Source organism: Brevibacillus borstelensis (assembly GCF_036700025.1).
Taxonomy (GTDB): Bacteria; Bacillota; Bacilli; order Brevibacillales; family Brevibacillaceae; genus Brevibacillus; species Brevibacillus borstelensis.
In genome coordinates, this window is sequence record NZ_CP144922.1 from 3,830,247 (window position 1) to 3,848,788 (window position 18,542).

Below are 18,542 nucleotides of genomic sequence, written 5' to 3' on the forward strand. Positions count from 1 at the left end.
CCCACTCACCCTTTCGCGGGCGGCCCTGTTTCGGGCTTCGTTACCTTCTCCGCCTGCCAATAGTACTCCGCGAATACGTCTGCGATCGCTTCTGCCGTATTGAGCGACTCCTGCAGCGTATTTTCCGTGCCTCCGATCTCTATTAACAGACTTCCCGGTGAAATGGACTGATTATACTCGCCGTGATCAGTTTTTGCCCCTTTTTCCAGCTTGCCGCGCGACAATCCCGGATACTTCTTCTCCATAATCTGATGAAGAGCGTCGGCAAAGGCTTCGTTTTTCTCGTAGTTTTTGTTGCGTTTGCCGACGACGAACAGCGTTCTTGCATACGTTTTTCCCTTGATGGTGACGGTCGTTTCCTTTCGCGGAAGCGTATCGCGATGAAGGTCGAAGAAATAGTGGAGCTCCCGGTTTTTTTCGGTTGCTGTCCGTATCGCTTGCAGGGATTCTGCGTAAGAATGCGTATAGTCTCTGCCTTTGTCCAGCAAACGCTGATAAATGTCATCCCGATTTACATCTGCCCCGATCCCGAGGTCGTTCAGCTTTTCGGCGAGATGCTCTCCTACCAGTGAAATATTTCGTTTTGGATGATTGACGGATGTCCCGACCTGCTTTGTCTCGCTCAGCCATGACTCGCGGTTGTGGGAGTGGTACACATAGACGATTTTTTTGTTGCCTGTCGTAGGTCTTGCTGCAGGATCTTTTTTATTGTCTTCTGCTGCCGGGGCAGTCGCTTCTACGGCCGGCTCCACGTTGGCAGCGGGAGGAGATGCATCGATCACCTGCTTTGGAGCAGGCGGGTACTCGGCATAATGTTCGGCGAGCGCCGTTCCCTCTCCCTCATTGCCAAAACGCGGAGCTTCCCCTGTCAACAATCCGGGGATCTCTCGGCCCAGCAAGCTGCGCAAATCGCCCGGATTGATGCTTGTCGCAAGCTGAAACATGAAGCCAGTCACGCTGTTTGCCCCTCTGTCTGTCGAGGCGTGTACAGTATCAGTCAGGGCAGGAATCTCCTGGCCCATCCATTTCAGCATGTGCAAGCTGGACACGTGGGCGGCTGCCTGTTGAACCGCAGTCGAGACGATCATGACGCGATTTCCGCCGAGGGACATCAGTCCAGTCACTACAAAGAGAAAGGCGGTAAGTATGGAAAGGATAATAAATTGACGTTGTATCAGGGGTGCCATCTGTCTCCTCCTCATGCTGCGGCGTTGACAATCCAAGACGACCTGCTCGTCGACCGCTTGTCTATGCTTTAGCCTATGAGCGTCATAGAGACGATAGAACCCCTTCCTAGCTTTTCTCTCAATTGTGTTTTGCTTGCGTTTTTTTGCGGAGGTTGGGACTTGTCTGCTCCGCTTGTGTTCGCCGTTTACGCTCCCTCAATGCGTATATGCGGCACTGTTTTGACCGTCCACAGCACGGTGAAGAGCACGATTCAAACCGGTCGCGATCACGTTGGCGACCCCCTCGATAAAATCGTCTACCTCTTTTGGCGTAACTACCAAATCCTGACCAAGCGGGCGCAGAACTTCATGGATCAGTTGCTGCTTCTCTTGTTCGGGAAGCGAGCCTACCAATCCCATAAAGGTCTTCCTCGACTCCATGTCCGGCAGGTCCTCCTCGGTGTACGGTTCCTTCCGCTCGGGGAGCGAGCTCATCGCCAGCTTGTTGAATGCCCGGCTGCTCTCCTTCATGGATTGACCGAAATGGCCGAGCAGATACGTAATCGCATCGTTCACAATCGTCGAGGCAAAAACGACTGTCGGAACACCGATCGCGATTACCGGAACACCAAGCGTCTGTTTGTCGATTGCCTTCCGCTTGTTGCCGACGCCTGATCCCGGATGAATACCGGTATCGGAGATCTGGATCGTGGTATTTACCCGATGGAGCGCCCGCGAGGCCAAGGCGTCAATGCATATGACGAAGTCAGGCTTGCTCTTTTCCACCACGCCGAAAACAATTTCACTCGTCTCGATGCCGGTAATGCCGAGTACCCCTGGGGACAAGGCGCTTACCTCCCGATACCCTTCCTCTACCGACTCTGGTGCAAGCGTAAACAGATGGCGAGTCACCAGGAGGTTCTCCACGACCATTGGTCCCAGAGCGTCCGGCGTCACATTCCAGTTTCCCAAACCGACGACGAGCGCCTTTTTGTCCTCCGTAATCCCCAGGCGTTCAAGAAAAGCGGCAAACTCTTTTGTAAAGCGCCGCGCGACCTGCTCTTCGACCGCTGTATCGTTGTCCCGCAGCTTTGGCACTTCGATGGTGATATAGTGGCCTGGCAGTTTCCCGATAGTTCTCCCCGCCTCCTCGGTTTCCACCTGCAGACGGGTAACCTTGATTCCCCGCTCGCTGTCATCCGTTTCAATCCGCACTCCCGGCATGACATCGGAAGCGCTCTGCTGCTCTTGTACCAGCTCATGTGCCTCCAGAGCAAGGTCTGTTCGTATAGCGTACCTTGACAAGTCGATATTGTGTTCCATCACCGTGACACTTCCTTTCCCCATTTTGTTCCTGCTACTAGCTTGCTTGAATCATCATTTTTTATTCCGAATCCTTTCTTGCAAATGGGTGAACTGCATGCTAGAATATGTTTTGTTGTATGTATTGCACGCCCATGGTCGTCTAAGGAGGTGACACACATGCCAAACATTAAATCCGCGATTAAACGCACCAAGCAAATCGAAAAGCGCCGCGCACAACGTGCTTCTCAAAAGTCCGATCTGCGTACTGCTGTGAAAAACTTTGAGAAAGCGGTAGCTGCTCAAGATGTAGATTTGGCGAAATCCACTCTTCTGGTGGCTGTGAAAAAGCTGGACAAGGCCGCTACGAAAGGTCTCATTCATAAAAACGCAGCAAACCGTCAAAAGTCTCGCTTGATGAAAAAGCTCAACGTTCTGTCTGCTCCTGTAGCGTAACGTTGAACCGGAAAAACCCGCGAACATTTCGTTCACGGGTTTTTTGTTTGAAGCGTGCCCAGCAAGCCGTTAATTGCTAGTTGGTGAAAGTCCAACCGAGGCAGGAGCCAAGTCACCTCGTAGCTGACAGGCAACTGGTGGAGAAATCCTAAGGTTGAAGCCCTGTGACAAAGTAACTCGAAAGAGTGCGAGCAAATCAGCAGGCCGTAACATAAAGTGAATCCTGCAGCCTCGTTAAGAAAGACCACCGAGAGGTGGACAAAGGGAAGCCGAGCTTGTTTCATATGGGCGAAGGCCAAGGACGGTGTGGAGAACTTGGAATACAGCACCTATGAATCCCTCGGGGTATGGGGAGCGGTATGTTGAGAAAGTAGTTAACGGAACTGGGGAGACCCTACTCTGCACGCCCCGTCAGGAGCGTAAAACGGAAACCTATAACCGTAAGGGAAGTGGTGGATGGCAGAGAGGGAGTCGGAGGGGTTCATAGTACCGATGAACATAAGGACAACACAACCTTATGGAGGGAAGGAGCCCTGCTTTGTTCACGGGTCGAAGGAGGTAAGAGTGAGTGAATGCAAGTAAACTTGCTAACTACACCGATGTAAAAGCTCGACAACTTTGGACAACCCTATATCTTTGTGCCAAGGCAAACTCAAAACGGCGATTTCATGCCTTGTATGACAAAATCTACCGCCCGGATATTCTAGCGACAGCTTGGAGGAGAGTAAAAGCAAATAAAGGGAGCGGAGGAATCGACGGACAATCCATCGCACAGATTGTGGAGGAGTATGGGGAGAGCCGTTTTCTTAACGAGATCTATCTAGATTTAAAAGAAAAGCGGTATCGTCCACATCCGGTTCGTCGAACTTACATCCCTAAACCGGATGGCAAGAAACGTCCACTCGGCATCCCGACGATCAAGGATCGGGTGGTCCAAATGGCTACTAAGCTAGTCATTGAACCGATCTTTGAAGCTGATTTTCGGGACTGTTCTTATGGCTTTCGGCCAGGAAGAAATGCTCACCAGGCAATTGCACAGATACGCAAAGCAAGCAAGAGGTGTTATTGGGTCGTAGATGTTGACATTAAAGGGTATTTCGACAACATCAACCATGAGAAGTTGATGAAACTGGTCGAAATGAGAATCAGCGACAGACGTGTTCTGAAACTTATCCGACAATGGCTGCAGGCTGGGGTCATGGAAAATGATCAATTCCATGAAACAGAACTGGGAACTCCGCAAGGAGGGGTAATCTCGCCTCTTCTTTCAAACATCTATCTAAACTACATGGACACCATTTGGGAAAATCAATTCTCCCATCTTGGCACACTTATCCGCTATGCGGATGACTTCGTTATCATGTGCAGAACCAAACAAGAAGCATTGGAAAGCATTCAAGTGCTGATGGCTATTCTAAACAAGCTGGAGCTTAGTCTCAGTAAAGAGAAATCTAGACTCGTTAATATTTGGGACAATTCCACTGGGTTTGACTTTCTTGGGCTGCACCATCGCAAATTCCCCGTGTTCAACAAAGGGGGGAGCAAGGTATTTGCTATGTCTCATGTACCAGCTAAGAAAGCAATGAAGGAAATGAGACGTAAAATTAAGGAATACACTGCACCAAGGAACAAACTGTTTCTGTCTCTAGAAGAGCTAGTGAAAGGGCTAAATCGCAAGCTAAGGGGGTTCAAGAACTACTACTTCATCTCGCCCATCGCCAAACGATGGGCAAGACGGATAGACTGGTATGTGATTGAACGCCTTACAATCTTCTGCAACAAGAAAAGAAGCAAGCGGAATAAACATGCCGGAAAGCTGAAGGTCATACAAAACACGCAGGGTAGTTTATTGAAATTAGCCGGATAAAGTAAGCCGAATGCCAAAGAAAGAAGAACATCGGAAAGCCGTATGAGGGAAAACCTCACGTACGGTTTGATGAGGGGGAGCTGAAATGAGCAAGGCGACCATACGGTCGCCCGAAAGTTTCAGTTCTCTACTCTACAAAATTTGTCGCATCGCTGTTCTGAAGCTCGTTTTTTCTTCTGAAGCGACGCCTTTCTCTAGCAAACAGAAAGGCAGCGTCCTGGACGGACAAAAAGCCAAACGGTCAGGACCGCTTGGCTTTCATCCTTTCCTCAAATACGCGCGTCATAAACAGCTCCAGAGCCAGCCGCTTGTCCACCTGTCCCGACTTCATCCGGAAATCCTCTTCCGCCAAAATGGCAAGAAGCTTGCGAAGCGCCTCTTCTGAAAAATAGCGGGCCTGTTCTCCCGCCTTCTTCACTGCATATGGATGAACCTTCAGCATCCCGGCCAACTGCTGTTGCGAATAGCCCTTGGGCGCCCATTGCCGGACATGCAGCAACAGACGAAATTGTCTGGCCATCAGCGCGAGCAGACGAATCGGCTCTTCTCCCGTCTTCAAACAGTCGTACAGCATGCGCAGCCCCTTGTCCAGCCTGCCTGCGGCGATCTGTTCGATCAGGGCAAAAACGTCTTGCTCCAATGTCCGAGAGGCCAGCTTCTCGATCACTTCGTCTGTAATCACGCCGCCCTTCCCGCCAACGTACAAAGACATTTTTTCCAGCTCTTTGTCAAGCAGGCGCAAATCTCCGCCGATCCGCTCCGCCAGCTTGGCTGCGAGCGATCTCTCCATACTGGTTTCGTATTTCTGGGCTTGACGCTCGATCCATGCGTACAAATCCGAATCTCGCAGGTGCGGAAACGGGATTACCCTCGCTTTTTGCTGCAAGCTTTTCACCAGTTTTTTTCGTTCGTCCAGTTTATCTGCATCCGTGTACAGAATCAGTGTCGTATATGACGGAGGTTGCTCCAGATAAGGAATCAGGACATTCGGATCGCTCTCGTGCTTCGTCTGCGGCTTGCTGCCTGTCAAAAAATACGCTTGCTTGGCGATAACCAGGCGATGCTCCCCCAGAAAAGGCAGCGTCTCCGCATCCTGCAATATGTGAGACAGCGGGGTTTCCGTACAGTCGTACACGCTCAGGTTCAAATCCGCGTATGCCGGATCGATCATTTCCCGCTTTGCTAGAGTCATGAATTCCTCAGCGAGAAAGGACTCGGGTCCGTAAAGTACATAAATCGGAGCGAACTGTTTTTGTCTGATCTCCCGAATTGCCGAAAGAAGCGGCATGATGTCCCCCCCTAAGGTCGTATTCGGTGTAATTATAGCATAGACGTGCACCTGCAAACGAAAAAACCGCAACCCATCAGGTCACGGTTTTCTTCCGTTGGCACCTCTATGTAAACGTTTTGGGGAGAAGCCCCGGGATACCTCCTCCCGAAACGGTAAGCAGGGGGTGCTTGATACTTTACTATACGCATCCCTTGCCGGATCGGTGCCAGTACACTTGTCATCATTTGCTTTCGACACGAGGGATTCCTAGTCAATCCTCATCGTCTTTGTCCTTGTCTTGACGATCATCTTGATCATCGTCGTCATCTTTCTTCTTGTCCTGCTTTTCCTTTTCTTTTTCCTTTTTTTCTTTTTCCTTCTTCTTCTCTTCTTCATCCGGTACTGCTACACCGTACGGAAAGGCAGGCTTCTCGTCCTGACCTTTCACGGCCGGCTTCGGTGGGGGCTTGGGCACGTTTGGATCAGGCTTTTGCGTTTTTGCTGGAACCTGTTTCTGCTGTTGTTTTACTGGCGTTGTCTTTTGTTTTGGAGTCTGTCGTTTAACCGGTTGTTCTTTCTGGGACTGCTCCTTCTCCTCCTCAGGTACGATAGGTTGAGATGGATTATTGCTGGGAGGGGGAGTGGGCGGCCCCACTACAGCCGGTTGGACCTCTTCTGGAGGCTGGACCGACGTTCCTTGCCGGTATTCGTCTTCATCCGGGGAACTTGCGGGATTCCCCATTACTACAAGGCCGATCAACAAACTGGCAGCAACAACACCGCTTCCGATCCGCGCCGTCCACAGGGTGACGCGGTTCCACTTTCGCCGCTCATGCACGGGTGATGTTTTCGCTGTCAACTGCTTTGGCTCCAGCTTCGGCAAAATCTCCTTTTCCGAGCCGGCTGCGGCAGCTGGCCGGACCTTCTCGGACTCCAGCTGCGGCAAAATCGTGTCGACAATACTAAACCTCGGTGTCACAGGGGGAAGCTGTTCCAACTGCTCGGATACTTTTTTCAAACGGTCATACATGAGCTGCATGCTTGGCTTCTTTAGGAGTAAGTCATGAAGCTGCCGCTTCTCTTCCGGTGAGAGATCTCCATCCAGATCCCGCTGCATGCATTCCCAAATTTCTTCGTCGGTCATCAACCTATCCCCCCTTTCTCGTAGTCGTGCAACAGCTCTTGAAGCTGTTGTCTGGCCCGAAACAAGTACGATTTGACAGTGTTTAGCGGCAATTCCAGCGCTTCGGCAATCTCCTGATAAGAGAAGTCCTCCAGATAGCGCAGGACGACTACCATGCGATACTGCTTTGGCAATTTTCCAATTGCCGCTTTTATATCTTGCGACAAACTGTTGAGAAGGATTTCGTCTTCCACGTTGTTACGATCAGGAATGATTAACTCGTGCTCGTCAATCGAGACCGTCTCTTTCTTCGCGCGAAATTTATCCATGCAGACATTGCTCACGACCCGCTGTACCCATGTGGAAAATTTCGCCTTCTCCTGGTACGTATCTATTTTACGATAAATCCTGATCAATGCTTCTTGTGCGGCATCGAGAGCATCCTGTTCATTGCCAAGGATGTAAAAGGCGCTACGGTAGACAGAGGTCTCAATTGTGCGGAGGAGCTCTACAAGCGCTTCATGATCCCCGGATTGCGCTTTCCTGATTAACTCTGCTTCTCCCATATTCTCCTCTCCCTCCTACAGACGGGGCGCTGTTAAAAAAGGTTGCAAGTATTTATGTATCGGAAATTTGCGTCTCCCAATAGATGGAGTCTTTCCGGATCACGAGTGTGATCGCTCCCTGCAAATCGGTTCGAAATACCTTTGCACCCGCTTCATGTAATCTTGTTAGTACCGCAGGCGAGGGATGCCCGTAGCGGTTTTTTTGTCCGGCAGAAATGACGGCGTTTTTCGGTTGTATGGCAGCCAGAAAATCGGCAGTAGTGGATGTGCGACTGCCGTGATGGCCTACTTTCAAAACATCTACAGACGGAGACAGCTTCCCCGCCAGCAGTTGATTTTCCCCTCTTTCCTCCAGATCACCGGTGAAGAGTACGGTCTTACCGTACGCGGTAAGCTGGAGCACAACAGATGCATCGTTGCCCGTCTGTGTGCCGCTCCCATCAGGATGAAGCCAAACCCACTCCACCCCCGGACCATCCGTCCAGGCTAGATCAGGCCTCCCTGTCAGTACCGGGATACGGCGCTCGCGGAAACGCGCAATCAGGCTCTCTTCTTCTTCACGGGGAGATGAGCCATTTACTAGTACGGCACCAATCGAAAAGCGCGATACGAGTGCTCCCATCCCTCCGATGTGGTCGTGATCCCCGTGCGTCATCACCACATAGTCGATCCGTTCTATTCCCCTTGCCCGTAAAAACGGGGATACGATATCTTTACCTACCTCAAACGGATCGCGTTTTTTCCTCCAGGAGTCCCTGTTCCGGTACACAGGTGTCCCTCCCGCATCAATTAAGTATACCTTCTTTTTACCAATCTCGACAACGATAGAATCCCCTTGCCCTACATCCAGGAAGGTAATTCGTACTTCTTCAGTCCCTGAAAACGGCTGCCTGGCTAGGATGAGCAAGAGAAAATAGACCGCTACGTAGAGCCAAAAATCCCTGCGCCGATGGTAGCCGTTTTTCCATAATATCGGGAGCAAAACCAAAAAGACGGCATAGGCAATCATCCACCACAAATCCGGATGCGGCCAATAAGAAAACGGAACATTTGTCTGATGGAGTCGAAATAAGGGATCGTGCAGCCACTCCAGTATCCACGATGCCAAACCTGATGGCAGCACGGCCAGAGCAGGATGAAGCAAGCTGCCGAGCAATGCTGCATACCCTGCGGGAAGCACTACGAGGGATAGGATTGGGACGGCGACGAGATTGACCAGCCAGGATACAGAGTGTGACTGATGAAAGTGATAGAGCAGGAAAGGAAACGAAACAGCTTGTGCGGCAAAGGTGACGCCTAGACTTGCCCGCAGCCAGGAAGGTCCAAACCGTATGCACGCCAGGCTGATCGGGACGTAAACGAGCAAGCCGAGCGTGACGGCAAAGGAAAGTTGAAAGCCGATATGCCACAGTTGATACGGATTGACAGTCAGCATACCGATCAAGGCCCAGCCCCACAGTTCTTTTCCATCCATTTTCCGGCTCATCGCCTGGTACAACAGGCCGATGCCTCCCATGATCCCGGCACGCACGGCAGAAGCGCTGGCTCCGACCAGAAGCACATACCCTGCGAGCATCCCGATCGTGCAAACAAGCGCTGTTTTTCGCGGAACGCCAAGACGTTCGATCCCCCACAGGAACATGCCGCTGACGAGCGTAACATGCAGGCCGGAAATCGCCAGAACATGGCTGATCCCCAGATTGGCGTACATTTCCTGCGTCTCCGGGGAAACGCCGTCAGTTACCCCCAGCAATAGCGAGCTCATATAGCCGGACGTTTCGTCGTCTCTGAATACGCGGTCCAGCCGTTCCTTGGCATCGTTTTGCCATTGATGGAACAGCCTCATCACCCCGGTCCTGGCCTCTCCCCTGACGAGCTCCCCATATTCCGCCTCACCTGTGACGTAAACTCCCTGCCATCTCAGGTAGCGCGCGTAGTCAAATGCGTGCGGATTGCGGGCTCCTGCGGGCAAGCTCAACAGCATCTTGCCCGCAATCCGGTCACCCGGAAGCCATTGCTCGATGGCCATTGCCTCCTGCTCTTGCTCTAATCCAACCCGAAACGCAATCCGCTCTGCGCCGGGCAAATCCTCCATTTGTTCCCTGCTGACCCCGACGCTCTCAACCAGAAGAAAAAAACGTGCCGAATCGCCGTCACGCTTGACAGGTGTCGCAATCTCTCCGCGAAAATGGATCAGCGATTCCTCCGCAGCCGGGACACGCAAATAGGATTGATGCATGCTATCATAGACATGAAAATAAAATCCGCTGCCAATACAGATCAGACTGACGAGGCTCAGCTTCTTTCCAGCCTCCTTGGGAATAAACACGCACACTGCAGCAAGCAGCCCTGCAAAGAGAAACAGCCAGGCAATCGACAAATAAGCTCCGGCAAGTACCCCTGCCAGATACGATAGACTAGCCCCAAAAGCAGTCAAGATATCCCCCTCCCGGATCAAGCATCGGAGCAACCAGTGTACACCGCTTCTCCGGGACAAAAAAAAGACCCTGCTTTTTGTGAGGGCAAAAGCTGCCTGACTGTCGCCCTTCCTTTCATAGAAAAGCGTCTGTTGCCACGGCTGGCACAGCTTCTTGGGCAATTGGAAAGATTGCTTTGACCGTCAATCCGTGATAGAGTTAGCTAGAGCAATCTGAGTGAGAGGAAGAGTCATTTCATATGTGTGGAATCGTATCACTCTACAACAAGCGGCAAGCGCCCGTCCTGCAAGAGACGATTGGCGCCATGACCCGTGTTATCCTGCACCGCGGTCCAGACGATGACGGTTTTCATCTGGAAGACAACATCGCACTGGGCTTTCGTCGTTTAAGCATCATTGACGTGGAAGGCGGCCATCAGCCGCTGTTTAACGAAACACGAGACATTTGGATCATCGGCAACGGCGAAATCTACAACTACAAAGAATTGCAGCAATGGTTGAAGGAGTGCGGTCACGTATTCCATACGGATTCCGACATCGAAACGATCCTGCATCTGTACGAGGAAGTCGGAACCGACGCGCCCAAGCATTTGCGGGGCATGTTTGGCTTCACGATTTATGATTCACGCAATAAACGCCTGTTCGGAGCGCGCGATCAATTCGGGATCAAGCCTCTCTATTATGTTGAGACAGAGGATTCGATTGCTGTTGCAAGTGAAATCAAAAGTCTGTTGGAGCTCCCCGGTGTCAAAAGAGAAGTAAATCCAACCGGCTTTTACCATTATTTGACATTCCAATACGTACCTGACCCGGAAACGATGTACCAGGGCATCTACCGCATCCCGCCTGCTCATTTCTTCATCATCCAGAACGACCGGATTCAGTTGGAACGTTATTGGGACGTGGAATTCAAGCCAGATGAGAGCAAGCCTTTTTCTTACTTTGTCGAAGGCACCCGCAGCATCATGCTGGAGTCTGTTGACAAACACCGGATCAGTGAAGTACCCCGCGGCGCGTTTTTGTCCAGCGGAGTGGATTCCAGCAGTATCGTCGCCATGCTGCGGACTTTCGAGGATGTCAAAACCTTTTCTGTCGGTTCCGACATCCCTGGATACAGCGAGCTGGACTACGCCCGCAGGACCGCACAATTTTTGGGAACCGAACACCACGAGCTGGTGGTAAACGCCCAGCGTTACATGGACGAGTTGCCCAGACTCGTCTGGCATCAGGATGAGCCCGTAGCCGATCCTTCGGCGATCCTGCTTTATTTCGTAGCTCAAATGGCCAGCGAACACGTGACAGTCGTTCTCTCCGGCGAAGGGGCAGACGAGTTTTTCGGGGGTTACAACATCTACCGGGAGCCACATTCCCTGCGCATGTTCTCTCATATGCCCGACTGGATGAGAAGCTCCGTCCGTTTTTTGGCAGAGAAACTGCCTGATCAGGTGAAAGGGAAAAACTTCCTGATCCGCGGCTCCAAAACGGTAGAAGAACGCTTTTTTGGAAATGCCCTGATCTTCAGTGAAGAAATGAAGGAACGCGTGGTCACACAGGATATCCTGCACTCGGAGTCATATCGGACCCCATGGTCGGTCACGGAGGAAATTTACAAGCGTGCGCAATCACTTGACGATGTGACCAAGATGCAGTATCTGGACATCCATACCTGGCTGCGCGGCAACATTTTGATGAAGGCAGACAAGATGACAATGGCCAACTCATTGGAGCTGCGCGTGCCTTTCATCGATACAAAAGTATTTGAATTTGCGGCTACCATCCCGACCAAATACAAAATTGCCAACGGCACGACGAAGCATGTTCTTCGCGAAGCCATGAAAGACTTCCTGCCTCCGGAAATCAAGACGAGGAAGAAGCTGGGCTTCCCAGTCCCTACCCGTCACTGGCTGAAAAATGAATTCTACAAATGGGCCAAGGAGCTTATTTTTGAGTCCAAGGTAGATCATCTGATCAACAAGGCGTACGTTCTCTATATGCTCGATGAACATCGCGAGGGCCATGCCGACTACAGCCGAAAAATCTGGACCATCCTGATCTTCATGCTGTGGCATCAGATCTTTATTGAGCAAAAGCATCAGTTTGGCCCTTACGTCAGTCCGAGTGTGGAGATTCGCCGAAAAAAGGACTCTCTGGAGAGGATCGGCTAACAGACTGAGGCGGATTGGCTAAGCGAAAGGCTTGCAAGTAACACCCGCTTTCGCTGCTGCAGTCGCAGCGTATTCAAAATCATTACAGGCTTCGCTCGTCGTATGACGGGCGGGCCTTTTTCTTTTTCCCGGGAATTCTCCCTTAGCTTTCCTATACTCGCAGCATTTTTCCTATAATCGCTCCAATTTTCCGATACTCGCTTCATTTTTCCGATACTGGCTGCATTTTTCAAAAAATTTGCGTACTCCCGCTGTCATTTCGTAGGATGCCTGTAGATGCAGGCAGTCCATCAAATATGCCTGCATATCACGGAGGTGTTTACATGCTGTATGACTTGTGGGAGCGCTATCGCCGGTACATACTCATAAGTCTCGCGGTTGTCTTTGCAGGAGTAAGTTTTTGGATCTACAGAGCACAACAAAATACGGTGCACGCGGGCAGTCCGTTTCAGGAGGTGGCGTCGGCCAACGAATCGGATATAACGCTTGCTTCATCCGAGTCGTTACTGCCTGCTGCCGTCTCCAATCCCCAACAGCAAGGCGGAGTTGTATCAGAAATGGGGGTGAACCGGGCAGGCAGTCCATACACGGCGTTATCGGGTGCTGGTGCTTCGTCAGAAGGTGTCTCTTTAGGCGGCACCTCTTCAGGGAGCGTTTCTTCTGGCGGTGCTCCTTCAGCAAGTGCTTCCTCCAAAGGCAGCGGGAGGACTGGCGCTTCCCCTCCTCTCCTCTATGTAGATGTCAAAGGAAAAGTAAAGCACCCCGGGCTTTATGCTTTGGAGCCGGGAGCAAGAGTGGCGGACGCGATCGAAAAAGCAGGAGGAACACTTCCCGACGGAGACGTGGAACGAATCAATCTTGCGGAAAAATTGACTGACGGAAGCGCCATTCTCATTCCTGTAAAAGGAGCCGCCTCTGCTTGTTCACAACAAGATGTGGCTTCCGCCGTCTCCCCCTCTGCCTCCGCTTCCGCTTCGGGCTCAAGCTCCGGAAGCGCCTCTCCTTCCGCCGCCGGCAAGGGGGTCAATGTGAATACGGCCACCCTGGAGGAATTGATGACGCTGCCAGGTGTCGGTGAATCTCGCGCAAAGGCCATTTTGGAATACAGAACAAAAAAGGGAGGATTCCGCTCTCCGGATGAGCTCAAGCAAATCAGCGGGATCGGGGCGAAAATCTACGAGCGGATGAAGGATCAGATCCGCATCCAGTAAGAAGGAGCATGAACGGGCTCGTCATCTCATAGAATGGGGGGAGAATGAGTAGAGGGAGGAAATTCCTATGGAAAGGATCGGCATTGTTGGAACGGGCAGCATGGGCAGTCTATTGATCGATGCCCTGATTGCGGCCAAAGCCTTGTCTCCCAGCCAATTTATCGCTTACAACCGGACGGTCGCCAAAGCAGAAAAAATTGCCGACCGTCACCCCGGTCTGGTCGTCGCCACGAGCAATGCCCAAGTGGCAAAGGAAGCCGCCGTGCTGCTGCTGTGCATCAAGCCGTCTGAATACAGCAAGGTCCTTGTTGAACTCCGCGATTGGTTGACTTCGGATCATCTTTTAATCACCATCACGAGCCCTGTTTCATTGGAGCATTTGGAGTCGCTCGTTCCCTGCCCGGTTGCCAGAGTGGTCCCCAGCATTACCAATGCCGCAGGCAGCGGCGTCAGTTTATGCGAATTCGGCATGCGCATTACCCCCGAGTGGCGTGACAAGATCCTTCATCTCTTTTCTAGCATCAGTCAACCGGTAGAGGTGCCAGAGCCATTTTTGCGGGTGGCCTCCGATATTACCAGCTGCGGCCCGGCTTTTGTCAGCTACATTCTTCGCCATATGATTAATGACGCTATGGAAGAGACCGGCATTTCGGAAGAAGCTGCCTCCCATTTGGCCATGCAAATGATCATTGGAATGGGGGAGTTGTTTAAAAAGGAGATGTTCTCCTTCCAGGCTCTCGAAAAGCGTGTTTGTGTACCCGGAGGGATTACAGGCGAAGGTCTTATAGCCCTTCAGAACGGCATTCCCGGCGTTTTTCGCGAGGTATTCCGACGCACCCATTCCAAATTTGCAGAAGACGTGGAAATGGTGAAAATCCAGTTGCGAACGGTACCGCCAGCCAATGGCAACGGCCTCCCTTCGTCTTGAAGCATAGAAAAAGGAACGAAGCCTTTTGAATGGCTCCGTTCCTCTTCCTTGGCACTTTCTTAACGAACGACGATATTTACCAGTTTTCCTGGTACTGCAATTACTTTGACGATTGTCTTGCCTTCGATCAGCTCTTTGATCGTCTCATTGTTTCCAGCCATTTCTTCCATTTGCTCTTTGGTCGCATCAGCTGGAATGAGCAGTTTTTCCCGGTTTTTACCGTTAATTTGCAGGACGATCTCCACTTCATCCTCTATCAGCTTGGACTCATCATATTCTGGCCATGGCTCGTAGGACAGTGTTTCCTTGTGGCCCAGTTTTTCCCACAGCTCTTCACAAATGTGAGGAGCAATCGGAGCCAACATCTTCACGAAGCCTTCCATGTAGGTTTTTGGCAGAGCTTCAGCGCGGTACGCTTCATTGATGAAGACCATCAGCTGCGAAATACCGGTATTGAAACGAAGGTTCTCGTAATCCTCCGTCACTTTTTTCACAGTCTGATGATACACCCGCTCAAGCGGTTGCAGGTCAGCCTTTGGAGAGATTTTCGTGTTCAGCGCGCCATTGTCATCTACGTACAATCTCCAGACGCGGTCAAGGAAGCGGCGTGCGCCGTCGAGCCCTTTTGTCGACCAAGCGATAGAGGCGTCGAGCGGACCCATGAACATTTCGTACAGGCGCAATGTGTCGGCACCGTGGCTGTGAACGATTTCGTCCGGGTTGACGACATTGCCTTTGGATTTGCTCATCTTCTCGTTGTTTTCACCCAGAATCATGCCCTGGTTGAACAGCTTCTGGAACGGCTCCTTCGTCGGCACAACGCCGATATCGTAGAGGAATTTGTGCCAGAAACGAGCATACAGCAGATGAAGAACCGCGTGTTCCGCACCGCCGATGTAAATGTCGATCGGGAGCCATTCCTTCAGCTTTTCCGGATCGGCAAATGCCTTGTCGTTGTGTGGGTCGATAAAGCGCAGGAAGTACCAGCAGCTACCTGCCCACTGTGGCATCGTATTGGTTTCCCGACGGGCTTTCATCCCCGTTTCCGGATCGACGATGTTCACCCACTCGCTGATGTTGGCCAGCGGCGACTCGCCTGTTCCGGAAGGCTTGATTTCCTTCGTCTTCGGCAGGACGACCGGCAGCTCTGCTTCCGGCACTACCTTCATCGTTCCGTCCTCCAGGTGGATGATCGGAATCGGCTCTCCCCAATAACGCTGGCGGCTAAACAGCCAATCGCGCAGGCGGAAGGTTACTTTTCGTTTTCCTTTGTTGTTCTCCTCCAGCCATTCAATCATTTTGCTGATTGCCTGTTCCTTGTTCAATCCATCCAGGAAGCCGGAGTTGATGTGCTCCCCATCGCCCGTATACGCTTGCTTGGATACATCTCCGCCGCGGATTACTTCCTTGATCGGCAGATTGTATGCTTGCGCAAATTCATAGTCGCGCTCATCGTGAGCGGGAACAGCCATTACAGAACCGGTACCGTAACTGATCAGGACGTAGTCGGCAATCCAGATCGGCAGTTTTTCTCCATTTACCGGATTGATTGCGTACGCACCTGTAAACACGCCCGTTTTTTCCTTGGCCAGGTCTGTACGCTCCAAATCGCTTTTCCGTTTGGCTTGCTCCAGGTAGTCTTCAACTGCCTGCTTTTGTTCCGGTGTTGTAATTTTCTCCACCAGCTTGTGCTCCGGAGCAAGCACTGCGAAGGTAGCGCCGTACAAAGTGTCCGGGCGGGTCGTGAAGACAGTGAAGGTCTCGTCGTGGCCGTCAACGGAAAAGACAACCTCAGCGCCTTCAGAGCGGCCAATCCAGTTGCGCTGCATTTCTTTGATGCTTTCCGGCCAATCAAGCTCCTCCAAATCTTCCAGCAGACGATCAGCATACTTGGTGATTTTCAGTACCCACTGTTTCATCGGACGGCGTTCTACCGGATGTCCTCCGCGCTCACTTTTCCCGTCAATTACCTCTTCGTTGGCCAGAACTGTTCCCAATGCTGGGCACCAGTTCACGGCAACTTCGTCGATATACGCCAGGCCATGCTCATACAGCTTGGTAAAAATCCACTGTGTCCATTTGTAATAAGCAGGATCGGTTGTATTGATTTCACGGTCCCAATCGTAAGAAAAACCAAGAGATTTAATTTGACGGCGGAACGTATTGATGTTGCGCTCCGTAAACTCTGCCGGGTCGTTGCCCGTGTCCAGCGCATATTGCTCAGCAGGCAGCCCGAACGCATCCCATCCCATCGGGTGCAGGACATTGTAGCCTTGCATCCGTTTCATCCGGGACAAAATATCCGTCGCGGTATAGCCTTCCGGGTGTCCTACGTGAAGGCCTGCTCCGGATGGATACGGGAACATGTCGAGAGCATAAAACTTCTTCTTGCTCGGATCATCCAGCGTTTTAAAGGTTTTATTCTCTTCCCAATACGTCTGCCATTTCTTTTCGATTTCCTGATGATTGTAAGCCATGATTTGCACTCCTATCGTAGATTCATGAAAACAAACAAATGCTTCGCCCATTAAGAAGAAGAGGGCCACTTCAATAAAAAATAAAAACCTCCCGCCCCCAATCGCGAAACGAAAAGGGACGAGAGGATTATATACGCTCCCGCGGTACCACCCACATTGGTGAACAGACGGCACACCGATCATCGCTTTGCTTCACAGAAAGCAGAAGTCCTGATGCTTGCAATCATAAGCTCACCCGCTTGAAAAATCCGTATCGTGGATAGACGCTCCCCCTTACGCAACCGCTCCTACTGGACGGTCTTCAGGCAGAGTGCTTCGAGGCGAGTTCGGAAAGGGACGGGTTGACTTTCACCTGCCGTCAACTCTCTTTTGCCGTTTCACTTTCGTACTACTCCTCATCAACGCATTCCTTGTTTGTGGTTGTACTTTCGATTATAGACAATCAATGCCAATGCTGTCAATCTCGCGGACGGCAAGCCGAGAAAAACAAACGCTCACTCGTCTCTTGCGGTGGCTGGCCGCTAAAATCGGCCGTTATTTCCACATCGACAAAGCCGGTCTCCATCAGCCAGCGAGCAAGCTCATATGGCTGATACGCCCTCTGCTCATGCACTTCCTCGATACGTTCGTACAAGCCGTTTTCCTGCCGCAGAAAAAAGGTCAGTTCATGCGCTACCTCGAGCCGCAGCGGATCGCAGAAACATTGCCAAATGTACGAAACTTCCTCTTCGGCCAGAGTAAAGGTCTGGTCTCCAAAACCGTGCAGGATTTTGTATGGACTGTGCACGTCGAACAAAAAGGTCCCGCCTGGATGCAGATGCTCGAAGACGAGAGAAAATGTCCGTTTCACGTCCTCTTCTTCCGTCAAGTAGCTGATCGAGTCGCAAAAGGACAAGACACTGTCTGTCTTGGGCAATGCCAGTTCGCGCATGTCCTGTTCGACCCATTTGACTTGGGCCTGCTCCCGCCTCATCTTGTCGTACGCTACTGCAAGCATGTCAGCAGACAGATCAACTCCTGTCACCTGATACCCTCTTTTTGCCAGGGGAATGGCGATGCTTCCGGTCCCGCAGCCGAGGTCAATGACTTGACGCGGCTTCCCTTTCCTGGTCCAGACACCCTCTGCCCAATCGAGCCACTGATCGTAAGGGGAGTCGGTCATCAGCCTGTCGTAGACAGCCGCCATTTGCCCGTACGCCATTTACCTCAGCCTTCCTCTCCAAATTGGACGATAGGGGCTTCGGCCCACAGCCGCTCGAGATTGTAAAACTCGCGGTCTTCGCGATGGAATACGTGGATGACGACATCCTCCAGGTCGACAAGCACCCAGCGTCCTTCGTCTGCTCCCTCAATGCCGCGTACCTTGTAACCGTTCTTGTGAGCCTGATCACGGATCTCGGAAACGATTGCTTGTACTTGCCGTTCATTGTTCCCGTGGCAAATCATGAAATAATCCGCAATGACGGACAGCTTGCTGATGTCCATGATGATCAGATTTTCCGCCTTCTTGTCCTCTGCCGCCTTTGCCACCAGTCTTGCCAGGGCTTCTACTGTTTTAACCATGAAACTCCTCC

At 51.6% G+C, this 18,542-nt stretch carries 14 protein-coding genes and 1 other annotated feature; of the genes, 5 read left to right on the plus strand and 9 right to left on the minus strand.

Going from position 1 to position 18,542, the window contains the following annotated elements; translation table 11 throughout:
- Positions 1–5: 5 nt before the first annotated feature.
- Together spoIIP and gpr are read right to left on the minus strand one after the other, a co-directional pair.
- Positions 6–1,187: a stage II sporulation protein P gene (spoIIP, locus tag V5G20_RS18475; RefSeq protein WP_338461720.1), complete on the minus strand. Its 1,182-nt coding sequence runs from the start codon at positions 1,185–1,187 to the stop codon at positions 6–8.
- A gap of 195 nt (positions 1,188–1,382) precedes the next feature.
- Entirely contained in the window at positions 1,383–2,489 is a 1,107-nt protein-coding gene (gpr, locus tag V5G20_RS18480) for a GPR endopeptidase (RefSeq protein WP_003390721.1), read from the minus strand.
- A 159-nt stretch (positions 2,490–2,648) separates the two neighbouring features.
- On the opposite strand from gpr, the gene rpsT reads away from it, so the two are divergent.
- Both rpsT and ltrA read left to right on the plus strand, forming a co-directional pair.
- Complete coding sequence (gene rpsT / locus V5G20_RS18485; RefSeq protein WP_003390724.1) at positions 2,649–2,924, plus strand: 30S ribosomal protein S20; 276 nt, start codon at positions 2,649–2,651, stop codon at positions 2,922–2,924.
- A gap of 568 nt (positions 2,925–3,492) precedes the next feature.
- Positions 3,493–4,791 (plus strand): group II intron reverse transcriptase/maturase, encoded by a 1,299-nt coding sequence (gene ltrA / locus V5G20_RS18490; protein ID WP_024985477.1) that lies wholly within the window; start codon positions 3,493–3,495, stop codon positions 4,789–4,791.
- A gap of 241 nt (positions 4,792–5,032) precedes the next feature.
- Here the strand turns inward: ltrA and holA are convergent, their stop codons facing one another.
- The 4 genes from holA to V5G20_RS18510 all read right to left on the minus strand — a co-directional run bounded on the left by holA (position 5,033) and on the right by V5G20_RS18510 (position 10,187).
- On the minus strand, positions 5,033–6,079 hold the full coding sequence (holA, locus tag V5G20_RS18495) for a DNA polymerase III subunit delta (RefSeq protein WP_003390726.1): 1,047 nt from the start codon (positions 6,077–6,079) through the stop codon (positions 5,033–5,035).
- A 253-nt stretch (positions 6,080–6,332) separates the two neighbouring features.
- A complete protein-coding gene (locus V5G20_RS18500; protein WP_003390728.1) occupies positions 6,333–7,205 on the minus strand; it encodes an anti-sigma factor family protein in 873 nt (290 codons plus the stop codon).
- Positions 7,205–7,750, minus strand: a complete 546-nt coding sequence (locus V5G20_RS18505; RefSeq protein WP_003390730.1) for an RNA polymerase sigma factor — start codon at positions 7,748–7,750, stop codon at positions 7,205–7,207. Before V5G20_RS18505 ends, V5G20_RS18500 begins: the two co-directional genes overlap by 1 nt.
- A gap of 52 nt (positions 7,751–7,802) precedes the next feature.
- On the minus strand, positions 7,803–10,187 hold the full coding sequence (locus tag V5G20_RS18510) for a DNA internalization-related competence protein ComEC/Rec2 (RefSeq protein WP_122958858.1): 2,385 nt from the start codon (positions 10,185–10,187) through the stop codon (positions 7,803–7,805).
- Between the two features lie 239 nt (positions 10,188–10,426).
- On the opposite strand from V5G20_RS18510, the gene asnB reads away from it, so the two are divergent.
- From asnB to comER, 3 genes are all read left to right on the plus strand, one after another.
- Positions 10,427–12,352 (plus strand): asparagine synthase (glutamine-hydrolyzing), encoded by a 1,926-nt coding sequence (asnB, locus tag V5G20_RS18515; protein WP_024984586.1) that lies wholly within the window; start codon positions 10,427–10,429, stop codon positions 12,350–12,352.
- A 323-nt stretch (positions 12,353–12,675) separates the two neighbouring features.
- Positions 12,676–13,563: a helix-hairpin-helix domain-containing protein gene (locus V5G20_RS18520; protein WP_243014388.1), complete on the plus strand. Its 888-nt coding sequence runs from the start codon at positions 12,676–12,678 to the stop codon at positions 13,561–13,563.
- Positions 13,564–13,630: 67 nt separating this feature from the next.
- Positions 13,631–14,491 (plus strand): late competence protein ComER, encoded by an 861-nt coding sequence (gene comER / locus V5G20_RS18525; RefSeq protein ID WP_024984588.1) that lies wholly within the window; start codon positions 13,631–13,633, stop codon positions 14,489–14,491.
- A gap of 59 nt (positions 14,492–14,550) precedes the next feature.
- Here comER and leuS read toward each other — a convergent pair whose 3' ends face one another.
- The 3 genes from leuS to rsfS form a co-directional block, all read right to left on the minus strand.
- On the minus strand, positions 14,551–16,968 hold the full coding sequence (gene leuS / locus V5G20_RS18530) for a leucine--tRNA ligase (protein WP_171506870.1): 2,418 nt from the start codon (positions 16,966–16,968) through the stop codon (positions 14,551–14,553).
- A gap of 111 nt (positions 16,969–17,079) precedes the next feature.
- Positions 17,080–17,379 (minus strand) — a binding site (T-box leader).
- A 46-nt stretch (positions 17,380–17,425) separates the two neighbouring features.
- Entirely contained in the window at positions 17,426–18,169 is a 744-nt protein-coding gene (locus V5G20_RS18535) for a class I SAM-dependent methyltransferase (protein WP_338461734.1), read from the minus strand.
- A 5-nt stretch (positions 18,170–18,174) separates the two neighbouring features.
- Complete coding sequence (gene rsfS / locus V5G20_RS18540) at positions 18,175–18,531, minus strand: ribosome silencing factor (protein WP_003390745.1); 357 nt, start codon at positions 18,529–18,531, stop codon at positions 18,175–18,177.
- Positions 18,532–18,542 lie beyond the last annotated feature (11 nt).

Bases quoted from the DNA above. Each gene is read 5' to 3' on its own strand.
- spoIIP (WP_338461720.1), bottom strand. From the start codon at position 1,187: ATGGCACCCCTGATACAACGTCAATTTATTATCCTTTCCATACTTACC.
- gpr (WP_003390721.1), bottom strand. From the start codon at position 2,489: ATGGAACACAATATCGACTTGTCAAGGTACGCTATACGAACAGACCTT.
- rpsT (WP_003390724.1), top strand. From the start codon at position 2,649: ATGCCAAACATTAAATCCGCGATTAAACGCACCAAGCAAATCGAAAAG.
- holA (WP_003390726.1), bottom strand. From the start codon at position 6,079: ATGCCGCTTCTTTCGGCAATTCGGGAGATCAGACAAAAACAGTTCGCT.
- V5G20_RS18500 (WP_003390728.1), bottom strand. From the start codon at position 7,205: ATGACCGACGAAGAAATTTGGGAATGCATGCAGCGGGATCTGGATGGA.
- V5G20_RS18505 (WP_003390730.1), bottom strand. From the start codon at position 7,750: ATGGGAGAAGCAGAGTTAATCAGGAAAGCGCAATCCGGGGATCATGAA.
- asnB (WP_024984586.1), top strand. From the start codon at position 10,427: ATGTGTGGAATCGTATCACTCTACAACAAGCGGCAAGCGCCCGTCCTG.
- V5G20_RS18520 (WP_243014388.1), top strand. From the start codon at position 12,676: ATGCTGTATGACTTGTGGGAGCGCTATCGCCGGTACATACTCATAAGT.
- comER (WP_024984588.1), top strand. From the start codon at position 13,631: ATGGAAAGGATCGGCATTGTTGGAACGGGCAGCATGGGCAGTCTATTG.
- leuS (WP_171506870.1), bottom strand. From the start codon at position 16,968: ATGGCTTACAATCATCAGGAAATCGAAAAGAAATGGCAGACGTATTGG.
- V5G20_RS18535 (WP_338461734.1), bottom strand. From the start codon at position 18,169: ATGGCGTACGGGCAAATGGCGGCTGTCTACGACAGGCTGATGACCGAC.
- rsfS (WP_003390745.1), bottom strand. From the start codon at position 18,531: ATGGTTAAAACAGTAGAAGCCCTGGCAAGACTGGTGGCAAAGGCGGCA.